Here is a 9,867-nt window from a genome sequence, read left to right as displayed (position 1 = left end):
CGGCGGGCTCGGCCGCACGCCGTTCATCGCCAAGACCATAAAACCGTTCGTGGCCGGGCGCGACATCCTGAGCTATCTCGAAGCCATCATGCGCGTCTACAACCAGTACGGCCGCCGCGACAACATCTACAAGGCGCGCATCAAGATCCTGGTGCATGAGCTCGGCATCGAAAAATTTGCCGTCGAGGTCGACGAGGAGTGGCAGCAGATGAAGAGCGACGCGCTCGTCATCGATGACGACGTCGTCGAGGATATCCGCTCGCGCTTCTTCTATCCGGCTTACGAGAAGCTGCCGCACAACCCCGAGGAGCTGAAGAAGGCGGCGCAGGATCAAAAGTTCGAGGCCTGGCGCAAGAACTCGACCTTTGCGCACAAGGCACCTGGCTATGCGATCGTCACGATTTCGCTAAAACCCGTCGGCGCGCCGCCCGGCGATGCCACCGCCGAGCAGATGGACGCGCTGGCCGATCTTGCCGACAAATACTCGTTCGGCGAAATCCGCGTCGGCCACGAGCAGAACCTGGCGCTGCCGCATGTCGCGCGGCGCGATCTGCCGGCGCTGTGGAAGGCGCTGGACAGGCTCGGGCTGGCGACGCCGAACGTCAATCTGGTGTCAGACATCATCGCCTGCCCGGGGCTCGACTACTGCTCGCTCGCCAATGCGCGCTCGATCCCGATCGCGCAGGAATTGACGCGGCGCTTCGCCAATCACGACACTGCCAATCTGATCGGCCGGCTGCACATCAACATCTCCGGCTGCATCAATGCCTGCGGCCATCATCACGTCGGCCATATCGGCATTTTGGGTGTCGAGAAGAATGGCGAGGAATTCTATCAGATCACGATCGGCGGCCGCGCCGACGAGAGCGCGGAGCTCGGCGCGTTGATCGGGCCTGCGGTGCCCTATGGCGAGGTTGCCGACGTCGTCGAGGACATCGTCGAGGCCTATCTGGCGCTGCGTGCCAGCCCGGACGAGCTGTTTGTCGACACGGTGAAGCGGCTCGGCGTCGAACCGTTCAGGGAGCGCGTCTATGCCACTCGTTAAAGGCGGACAAATCGTCGCGGACCTTTTCGCGCATGTGGCCGATGACGCTGAGCTTCCCGCGGACGGTGCTGTTCTGGTGACGGCGAAGCGTTTTCTGCAGGACCCGGAAGCGATCCTGCGGCGACCGGGCAAGGCCGGCGTGATCTGGCCCAACAGCCGCGACGTCGACGACCTCGTGCCATATCTCGAGCGGCTGGCCGTCGTGGCGCTGGTGTTTCCGACATTTCGCGACGGCCGCGCTTATAGCCAGGCGCGCCTCTTGCGTGAGCGCTTCGCCTGGCGCGGCGAACTGCGCGCCACCGGCCAGGTGCTGCGCGACCAGTTCGTGTTCATGCTGCGCGCCGGCTTCGACGCCTTCGAAGTGAAGAAGCCTGGCGATGCCGAGGCCTTCGCCCAGACCGTGAAGCGCTATTCGGTGTTTTATCAGCCGACCGGCGACGGCCGCATAACCGCGCTGCATCGGCGCATGCAGCTGCGCCATTCCGAGAGTGCCGGCCTATGAATGCGCACGCATCTCAAGGCTCGTTGCGGGCTGCCGGCGCTCTGCCGACAGCGGCCGAGCTCGACCATGCGCTGCGCGATGCGACGCCCCATAATGTGATCGCGACCGCGCTAAAAATCGTGGGCCGCGAGCGGCTGGCAGTGGTGTCGTCGTTCGGCACCGAGTCGGCCGCGCTGCTCAAGGTAATGGCCGATGTCGACCCGGCGATCCCCGTGATCTTTCTCGATACCGGCTGGCTGTTCGAAGAGACGCTGGCCTATCGCGATACGCTGATCGAAAAACTGGCCTTGAGCGACGTGCGCTCGATCAAGCCGGCGGAGGAGGCGCTGTCGCGCGAGGATCCGCAAGCGGATCTCTGGTTCTCCGATCCCGACGCCTGCTGCCGGATCCGGAAAGTGGAGCCGCTGGCGCGGGCGCTAAAACCATTTTCCGCCTGGATCAACGGCCGCAAGCGATTTCAGGGCGGCGCGCGCGCCGCGATCGCGGTGGTCGAAGAGGACGGCGGACGGCTCAAATTCAATCCGTTCGCCAACGTCTCACGCGAGGACATCATCGCGATCTTTGAGAGCGCCAAGCTGCCGCAGCATCCGCTGCAAGCTTCCGGCTATCTTTCGGTCGGCTGCATGCCCTGCACCTCGCGGACCTCGCCGGACGAGGATGCGCGCGCGGGCCGCTGGCGCGGCCGGCCAAAGACGGAATGCGGCATCCATGCCGTCAAGGCGCTATAGACTGCCGACATTGTCGCGTTTCTTCCTTTCCACAAGCACGTCTTCCGGGGCGCGAAGCGCATTCCGGCTCGATTGCCCGAGACTCGCGCCCGGAATGACTATCGAACGCGGATGTTCACCATTCAGCCACGGTTGGTATGCAACAACCCGCCCGACCTTAAGGGGTGATTCGGATCCATGCGGGTATTCGTCGCAATTCTTCTGACCTTGGCACTCGGGGCTTGCGCCGCCGAAGCTCCGATCGAGCAGCCGGCCATGTATGCCGACATGGCGACGCCAGGCGCGCAACTGGACGCAGTGGCCGCGGCCACGATGATCTCGCAATACCGCCAGAACAACGGTCTTGGCACGGTTGCAATCGATCCCGACCTGATGAAGCTCGCGGAAGCGCAGGCGCGGACGATGGCGAGCCAGAACAAGCTCGATCACGACGCCAAGGCGCCGCTCGCCAAGCGCCTCAATGTGTCGGGATATCCGGCGACGGCGGCGGTCGAGAATGTCTCCGCCGGCTATCACACGCTCGCCGAGGCCTTTTCCGGCTGGCGCGACTCCCCGCCGCACCGGGCCAACATGCTCAAAGGCGGTGTCACAAAACTGGGCATCGCGGCGAGCTATGCTCCGAACACCAAATACAAGGTGTTCTGGACGCTGATCCTCGCATCGACGGACGCCTGATCCGTTCGGATAAATTTCGCGTGATCCAGACATGCGGTGTCGTTCATTGACGCTGGCTGCATCTGGCGTCACCGTGCGGGACCATTTTGTTCCATTGATTGAACCTCATGAACGACCACAGCCTTCATCCGGCGCCGCCCTCCACACCGGCCAAGGCCCAGCGCGTGCTGGTTTTGCAAGGTGGCGGCGCACTCGGCTCCTATCAGGCGGGAGCCTATCAGGCGCTGTCCCATTTCGATTTCGAGCCCGACTGGGTCGCCGGCATCTCGATCGGCGCGGTCAACGCCGCGATCATCGCCGGCAATGAGCCAAGGGAGCGTGTCGAGAAGCTGAAGGAATTCTGGAACATGGTGTCGGCACAGGTGTCCTGGAAGCCGATTGCCAAGTCAGATCGCAGCCGCTCGCTGTTCAACGAGACCAGCGCGGCCCTGATCGCCACCTTCGGCGTTCCCGGCTTCTTCACGCCGCGCATTCCGCCGGCGCCGCTCTGGCCGCCGGGCCACCCGGAATCGCAGAGCTATTACGACACCGCGCCACTGAAGCGTACGCTGGAGCGGCTGGTGGATTTCGACCGCATCAACGACCTGAAGTGTCGGCTCAGCGTCGGCGCGGTTGGTGTTACCACGGGCAATTTCAGGTATTTCGACAATTTCGAATTCAAGTTGCTCGGCAAGAGGATCGGCCCCGAGCACATCATGGCCTCCGGCGCGCTGCCGCCCGGCTTTCCGTCCGTCGAGATCGAGGGTGAGCATTATTGGGACGGCGGCATCGCTTCCAACACGCCGCTGGACTACGTGCTCGAGACGGAGACCGACCGCGATCTCCTGATCTTCCAGGTCGACCTGTTCAGCGCGCGCGGCCCGCTGCCGGAAACCTTGCTCGACGCGGCAGAGCGCGAGAAGGACATCCGCTTCTCCAGCCGCACCCGCATGAACACCGACAAGAACCGGGCAATCCACAACGCGCGCAGGGCGGTGCGGGATCTGATCGCGAAACTGCCCGACGATCTGAGGAACGATCCCTCGGTCGAGTATCTCTGCAAGGCGGCAAAGGAAAACACCGTCACCGTGGTTCACCTGATCTACCGCAGCAAGAATTACGAGACATCGTCGAAGGACTATGACTTTTCCCATATTGCAATGGTGGAGCATTGGGGCGCGGGCGAACGCGACGTCCATCTCTCGATGCGTCACAAGGACCTGCTCGAGCGGCCGCAATCGGGCGAGACCATGGTCACCTACGACCTCACCGGCGACGGCAAGTTGACCATCAACGGCAAACAGGAGTGAAGGCGATGACAAATCTGAAAGGCAGGACCGCGGTCGTGACCGGATCCACCAGCGGCATCGGGCTCGCCTACGCGCGGGCCTTCGCGGGCGCCGGCGCCAACGTCGTGATCAACGGGTTCGGCGCGCCCGCCGACATCGAGAGGGAGCGCTCCGCCATCGAGACGGACTTCAAGGTCAAGGCGGTGTATTCGCCGGCCGACATGACCAAGCACGCCGAGATCGCCGAGATGATCGCGCTCGGCGAGAAGACCTTTGGCAGCGTCGACATCCTGGTCAACAATGCCGGGATCCAGTTCGTGTCGCCGATCGAGGAATTCCCGCCGGAGAAGTGGGAGACGATCATCGCGATCAACCTGTCGTCGGCGTTCTACGGCATCCGCGCCGCGGTGCCCGGCATGAAGAAGCGCGGCTGGGGCCGCATCATCAACACGGCGTCCGCACATTCGCTGGTCGCCTCGCCGTTCAAGTCCGCCTATGTCTCGGCCAAGCACGGCATTGCGGGGCTGACCAAGACCGCGGCGCTGGAACTCGCGACCTTCAAGATCACCTGCAACTGCATCAGCCCGGGCTATGTCTGGACGCCGCTGGTCGAGCACCAGATTCCGGAGACGATGAAGGCGCGCAACATGACCAAGGAGCAGGTCATCAAGGATGTGCTGCTCGACGCGCAGCCGACCAAGGAGTTCGTCACCGTCGAGCAGGTCGCAGCGCTCGCGCTGTTCCTGTGCAGCGACGACGCCGCCCAGATCACCGGCGCCAATCTCTCGATCGACGGCGGCTGGACCGCGGAGTAAGCCAGCAGATTTGCGGGGCAGCGATGATTTGATGTCCCCGCCGAAAACCCGTAAGGATTCGGCGGGGAATTTCGAATCGCCCCTCTGATGCGGGCGAACAGGACTTCATCTTGCTCATCACCACCCTGATTGGTCTTGCGGCGGCCTGCTGCACGACGGTTTCCTTTCTGCCTCAGGTCATCAAGGCCTGGCGGACGCAGTCGACCCGCGACATGTCGGTCATGATGTTCACCCTGCTGGTGACCGGCAACTCGCTCTGGCTGCTCTATGGCGCGCTGATCGGCGATCTGCCGATTGTGGCCGCCAATGTGATCACGCTCGGCCTGGTCGGCGCCATCCTGGCGCTGAAGCTGCGCTACGGTTGAGTGCAGTTGGCTACCATTGCAGTTTGATCCGGGTTAAGCGCGATCGTCTACTGCCACCGGTCGCCTCGATGTGTGCCGAATGCGTAAGATGTCGATGGTGTCGGCCGCGTACTCGATAGAAGATCCGAAATGGATAGCGGACGACAGATACGGCCCGCACCAGCGAACGCTGGGTAACTCGCGGTGCCGATTCCGGCGGGGGATGCGCTCGATGACGTCGATAAATCTACGTTCGATGGACTGGGCGATAGCGGGGCTTGCGTTCTTTGAATAACAGCTGGCGATCGTATCGAGATCCGAAACAGCCCGTCGTGAATAGACAACCTTCATCCGCGACGAAATTTGGCGAATGCCGCTTTGACTTCAGCTTCGGTTGCGATCTCGCCCTGATCGATCGCAGCCATTGCATCATCAATCATCTGCAATTCCTCTTGAGTTGCGAAATAGTCCTGACCCCGCAACTCGGTTTCGATCTCGTTTGCGACGGCCGCCAATTCGTCCTGGGCCGCCTCCGGCCAAGTTTGGACGCGCTCCAGCAGGTCTTTCAAATCTGTGGCTTTCATGTCTGGATCGTATCACGTGCAGCGACGATTTCCAGCCCGAAGGGTCGGATCAAGCCGTCCCGAACGCCAGCACGTGCAGGCCGAGCCGCCAGCGCACGATCCAGAATAGCAGCACGGTCTCGAACATCAGCGCGGTCGAGGTCGCCGTGGCGGCACCGTAGCCGCCGAAGCGCGGCACCAGTACGATGCACAGCACGACGTTCATGACGAAGGCGGCCGCGTAGGCTGCGGCGCAGACATTCTGGTGGCCGAGCATGTTCAAGAGCCGTTCGACCGGACCGATCGCCGCGCGCCCGACCAGCCCGATCGCGGCGAGGAACATGATCTCGTAGCCGCTGGTGAAGCGGGGGCCGAACAGCCAGAGCAGCGGCTTGCCGAACACGAGCAGCAGCGCGGTCGCGGCCAATGACGGCCAGAACGTCCATTTGATCGCATGCGCGACATAGGCCGAGAGCCGCGCGCGGTCGCCGGCCGCGTTGTATTCGGCGAAACGATGCGCCGTGGTCGCCGACATCGCGTAGTGGATGAACGAGACCAGCGCCAATGTCTTGATGACGGCATAGTAGACGCCGACCTCCTCGGAGGAGCGGAACTGCTGCAGCACCAGCACGTCGGTGTAGGACAGCAGCAGGTAAAAGCCCTCGACCAGCAGGATGGGCAGCGAGACCGCGAGCCAGCCGCTGATATCGTAGGCCTTCGGTCCCGGCGCGACATGCGCATCGAGCCGCCGGTTCAGCACCAGCATCTGCCCGGTCATCGCAGCCCAGACGGCGGCGGCGCTCGCCAGCATCGCGGCACTGGCGCCGAGCCGAACGCCGAGCATGAAGGCTGCAGCGGTCAAGGCGATGATCAAGCCCTGGCGCACTATGAATTGCGGCATCAGGCCGAGCCGCATCCAGTCGTGCGAGCGCGCAATGCCGTCCTGGGTGTTGGCGACCACGAAGGCGGGCAGGGTCATGCAGCCGATGTAGAGCGGCAGCACTGCTTCCGGATCGATCCATGGCGACAGCGCCTTTACGAGGCCCGCCAGCGCCAGCGAAACCAGCGTCGACACCAAAAATGCCATCCAGCGGCTGCCCGCGAGGAAGCCGCGCAGCAGCGCGTGCTGGTCGCGGGCACGATATTCGGGAATGATTTTTTGCGCCGACGTCGAAATTCCAAAGTCCATCACGCTGCCGAGCAGCAGCACCCAGGTCCAGACATAGACGTAGGTGCCGTATTCGGCGCCGCCCATCCAGCGCGCCAGCAGGATCTGCGCGAGATAGGCGAGCGCCGCGCTAAAGACACGGATGATGAAGATCGTGCCGGCGAGCCGTTTCGTGACGGAAGCCTCGTTGGGACCGCCCGTGAACAGGAACCGCAGCCTTTCGATCAGGCTTATCGGCGGGTCGATTGCGGGTGGAGTATCCAACACGGCCACGGCGCGGAATCCAATGCGGGAAGGAAGGCCGCGCGAGGCGGCGATGTTTCTCCCTATCAACCATTCGTTAAGATTGGGTTGGACGTCTTCCGCAACCGTCGATTCTCACGACCAAGTTGTGTCATCGACAGGAAGTACTTCTGTACGCGTGGCAGTGAAGCGTTTTACCGGCAACAAACCAATTTATGCGCTGGCGCGTGCGCGCGACGCGGAAATAGGATTGGGCGGCCGCGCTTGTGACAATGGCCTTGCGCAAGACCCGGCACGATTCCGACGAGATCATCTCTGGGAGAGTTCATGCGTACCAGAACAGTAGCAGTGTGGATATTCGCTTGTTCAGCCGTCTCGGTCACCGCCCACGCGGAAGACTGCCGACAGTACTTCGGAGGCCAACGCCGTGAGTGCGTAGCCCGCAACCATCCGGATCTGGAGGCGAAATGCCGCGAGGAGGGAATAAAGATGGGGCTGTCCGAGGGCCGCAGGGCTTCCGCTGGCGGGCTTAGACCTTACATCGGGGCGTGTATGCAGCGACACCTCAGATAGCCCCATCGGACACCGGCTAGCTGACAACACCTCGTTTGGCCTGAGACCGTCAGAGCGCAGCAACCGCGCGCGGCGCCGGATGCGCGTGTTGTCTTTCAGTTCTTCGACGGTGGCTGCCGGCCTGTCGTGTGCCGCTTCGAACAGGCCGAGCAGCTTCTGTGCTTGAGCGAGACAGGGTCAATTCAGATTGACGTTGAACTCGTAGGCCTTCTCGCCGCCGACCAAGGTCAGCTTGAGCGCCGCGCCATCGGGATTCACTCCGGGCGGCACGCCGTCGAGCGGGAAGCTGAAGCGCTTGACGCCCGGCGGGCTGTGCTGGCGCAAGGTCGGAACGGGCAGCGACCAGTCGGGTGTCGGCCCCTCGACGAAGAGATTGATGTCGCGCTTATCCGGGCACACCACGTCGACCACCACGTCGCTCGGACCCTCGCGCTTGACGTCGCGTATCGTCAAGGGGTTGGGGTCGCCGACATTGGCCGGCTTCGGCACGGTATCGAGCGCCGCGAACAGCGCGTTGTCCTCGGTCGAGGCGACGCTGGTGAAGGGCAGCTCGGCGCTGGCATCGACGGGAATGCAGATCTGGTTGCAGACCGCGTAATTGATGTTGGCGCGCAAGATCACCGGCTTGTCGGCGTTCTTGACGACGATGCGCAGCGGCAGCACGACCTTGTCGTGATAACCGAGCGCGTGGCCGCCGGCACCGTCGTCGAACATCAGCGGCGCCGGCCAAAGCACCGTCACGGCCTCGACGTTCTCCGATTTCGAGAAGTCGAAACGCGGCGGCACGCCGGAATCCCCGGGCGTTCGCCAATAGGTCTTCCAGCCGGGCTGCAGTTGGAAAGCGACGCCGCCGAGCAGCACCGCGCCGCTCCGCGAGCCGGCCAAAAGGCGCACCGCGGAATGCCCTTCCGACTGCCAGGGCGAAGCATCCTCGGCGCTGGATGCCGCCGGCAGTGATGCGGCGAAGACGGCTGCGGCGAGGCCAAGCAGGGCGCGACGACGGATTGTGGCGTTCATGTGCAGTCTTTACCGTTCGTTCCTACGCCAAACCATTGAATTGCTTGTGACCGGGAATTGCGTGTGACCGGCGGTGGACCCTCGAACCTTGATTGACAGATCAGCTACCCAATATCAGGATGTGGACAGAGATGAGAGCCCGCCGATGAGCCCTGAAGGCAAAAGACCAAACTTGCCGCACGCGCGGGACGTCGGTCACGGCGTCACGGGTGATTTTCGCCGCAAGGTGACCGGCATTGGCCATAATTCGGCCAAGCGCGGGTATCTCGACGGCCAGTTGCTGATCGCCATGCCTGTCATGGGGGATCCGCGCTTCGAGCGCTCCGTGATCTATCTCTGTGCGCATTCCGCCGAGGGCGCCATGGGCATCATGGTCAACCGCCCGGCGGGCAGCATCGATTTCCCTGAACTGCTGGTGCAGCTCAAGATCATCAACAAAGCCGACCAGATAAAGTTGCCGGAACATGCCGAGACACTCAAGGTGCTGCAGGGCGGTCCGGTCGATACCGGGCGCGGTTTCGTGCTGCATTCCAGCGATTTCTACATTGAGAACGCCACGCTGCCGATCGACGACAAGATCTGCCTGACCGCGACCATCGACATTCTCAAGGCCATCGCCAAGGGCGGGGGGCCCAAGCACGCGCTGCTGGCGCTGGGCTATGCCGGCTGGCGGCCCGGCCAGCTCGAGGCCGAAATCCAGGACAATGGCTGGCTGCACTGCGATGCCGATCCGGATCTGGTGTTCGGCGACGATGTCGAGGAGAAATACGCGCGTGCACTGCGCAAGATCGGCATCGATCCGGGCATGCTGTCAAACGCCGCCGGGCACGCGTAGCTGCATCCAGGCAAAATCCAAATAATGACGTCCCCGCGCGGGCGCGATGACTAGACTTTAGCTGGTCATGCCCGCGAAAGCGGGCATCCAG

12 protein-coding genes are annotated in these 9,867 nt (G+C 63.1%); 8 read left to right on the top strand and 4 right to left on the bottom strand.

What is annotated here, in order from left to right:
* From JOZ76_RS12790 to JOZ76_RS12760, 7 genes are all read left to right on the top strand, one after another.
* Window positions 1-1,045: nitrite/sulfite reductase (locus JOZ76_RS12790; RefSeq protein WP_291698990.1), on the top strand; the 1,045-nt coding region annotated here is incomplete at its 5' end.
* Window positions 1,032-1,547 (top strand): DUF934 domain-containing protein, encoded by a 516-nt coding sequence (locus JOZ76_RS12785; RefSeq protein ID WP_291698989.1) that lies wholly within the window; start codon window positions 1,032-1,034, stop codon window positions 1,545-1,547. The genes JOZ76_RS12790 and JOZ76_RS12785, both read left to right, overlap by 14 nt.
* Window positions 1,544-2,275, top strand: a complete 732-nt coding sequence (locus JOZ76_RS12780; RefSeq protein ID WP_291698988.1) for a phosphoadenylyl-sulfate reductase — start codon at window positions 1,544-1,546, stop codon at window positions 2,273-2,275. The genes JOZ76_RS12785 and JOZ76_RS12780 overlap by 4 nt, the downstream gene beginning before the upstream one ends.
* A 177-nt stretch (window positions 2,276-2,452) precedes the next feature.
* Window positions 2,453-2,950 (top strand): CAP domain-containing protein, encoded by a 498-nt coding sequence (locus JOZ76_RS12775; RefSeq protein ID WP_291698987.1) that lies wholly within the window; start codon window positions 2,453-2,455, stop codon window positions 2,948-2,950.
* A gap of 107 nt (window positions 2,951-3,057) precedes the next feature.
* The gene (locus JOZ76_RS12770) at window positions 3,058-4,239 is read left to right on the top strand and encodes a patatin-like phospholipase family protein (protein ID WP_291698986.1); all 1,182 of its coding nucleotides are present in this window, start codon (window positions 3,058-3,060) and stop codon (window positions 4,237-4,239) included.
* Between the two features lie 5 nt (window positions 4,240-4,244).
* On the top strand, window positions 4,245-5,033 hold the full coding sequence (locus JOZ76_RS12765) for a 3-hydroxybutyrate dehydrogenase (protein WP_291698985.1): 789 nt from the start codon (window positions 4,245-4,247) through the stop codon (window positions 5,031-5,033).
* 110 nt (window positions 5,034-5,143) lie between these two features.
* The gene (locus JOZ76_RS12760) at window positions 5,144-5,398 is read left to right on the top strand and encodes a SemiSWEET transporter (protein WP_291698984.1); all 255 of its coding nucleotides are present in this window, start codon (window positions 5,144-5,146) and stop codon (window positions 5,396-5,398) included.
* A 33-nt stretch (window positions 5,399-5,431) separates the two neighbouring features.
* Here the strand turns inward: JOZ76_RS12760 and JOZ76_RS38220 are convergent, their stop codons facing one another.
* From JOZ76_RS38220 to JOZ76_RS12745, 4 genes are all read right to left on the bottom strand, one after another.
* The gene (locus JOZ76_RS38220; protein WP_366938574.1) at window positions 5,432-5,728 is read right to left on the bottom strand and encodes a type II toxin-antitoxin system RelE/ParE family toxin; all 297 of its coding nucleotides are present in this window, start codon (window positions 5,726-5,728) and stop codon (window positions 5,432-5,434) included.
* Complete coding sequence (locus tag JOZ76_RS12755; protein ID WP_291698983.1) at window positions 5,725-5,961, bottom strand: hypothetical protein; 237 nt, start codon at window positions 5,959-5,961, stop codon at window positions 5,725-5,727. Before JOZ76_RS12755 ends, JOZ76_RS38220 begins: the two co-directional genes overlap by 4 nt.
* 49 nt (window positions 5,962-6,010) lie before the next feature.
* Window positions 6,011-7,381 carry a lipopolysaccharide biosynthesis protein gene (locus tag JOZ76_RS12750; protein WP_291698982.1) on the bottom strand — a complete coding sequence of 457 codons (1,371 nt, stop codon included), beginning with the start codon at window positions 7,379-7,381 and terminating at the stop codon, window positions 6,011-6,013.
* A gap of 720 nt (window positions 7,382-8,101) precedes the next feature.
* A complete protein-coding gene (locus tag JOZ76_RS12745) occupies window positions 8,102-8,941 on the bottom strand; it encodes a protein-disulfide reductase DsbD domain-containing protein (protein WP_291698981.1) in 840 nt (279 codons plus the stop codon).
* A gap of 145 nt (window positions 8,942-9,086) precedes the next feature.
* Between JOZ76_RS12745 and JOZ76_RS12740 the strand changes: the two genes are divergently transcribed.
* On the top strand, window positions 9,087-9,776 hold the full coding sequence (locus JOZ76_RS12740) for a YqgE/AlgH family protein (protein ID WP_441300024.1): 690 nt from the start codon (window positions 9,087-9,089) through the stop codon (window positions 9,774-9,776).
* Window positions 9,777-9,867: the final 91 nt, after the last annotated feature.

The organism is Bradyrhizobium sp. (genome assembly GCF_019244115.1).
In the GTDB taxonomy this organism is placed as follows: Bacteria; Pseudomonadota; Alphaproteobacteria; order Rhizobiales; family Xanthobacteraceae; genus Bradyrhizobium.
The sequence above is the reverse complement of the archived record's forward strand: the minus strand, read 5'-3'. Positions and strand labels throughout refer to the sequence as shown.

Bases quoted from the DNA above. Each gene is read 5' to 3' on its own strand.
- JOZ76_RS12770 (WP_291698986.1), top strand. From the start codon at position 3,058: ATGAACGACCACAGCCTTCATCCGGCGCCGCCCTCCACACCGGCCAAG.
- JOZ76_RS12780 (WP_291698988.1), top strand. From the start codon at position 1,544: ATGAATGCGCACGCATCTCAAGGCTCGTTGCGGGCTGCCGGCGCTCTG.
- JOZ76_RS38220 (WP_366938574.1), bottom strand. From the start codon at position 5,728: ATGAAGGTTGTCTATTCACGACGGGCTGTTTCGGATCTCGATACGATC.
- JOZ76_RS12755 (WP_291698983.1), bottom strand. From the start codon at position 5,961: ATGAAAGCCACAGATTTGAAAGACCTGCTGGAGCGCGTCCAAACTTGG.
- JOZ76_RS12740 (WP_441300024.1), top strand. From the start codon at position 9,087: ATGAGCCCTGAAGGCAAAAGACCAAACTTGCCGCACGCGCGGGACGTC.
- JOZ76_RS12765 (WP_291698985.1), top strand. From the start codon at position 4,245: ATGACAAATCTGAAAGGCAGGACCGCGGTCGTGACCGGATCCACCAGC.
- JOZ76_RS12785 (WP_291698989.1), top strand. From the start codon at position 1,032: ATGCCACTCGTTAAAGGCGGACAAATCGTCGCGGACCTTTTCGCGCAT.
- JOZ76_RS12745 (WP_291698981.1), bottom strand. From the start codon at position 8,941: ATGAACGCCACAATCCGTCGTCGCGCCCTGCTTGGCCTCGCCGCAGCC.
- JOZ76_RS12775 (WP_291698987.1), top strand. From the start codon at position 2,453: ATGCGGGTATTCGTCGCAATTCTTCTGACCTTGGCACTCGGGGCTTGC.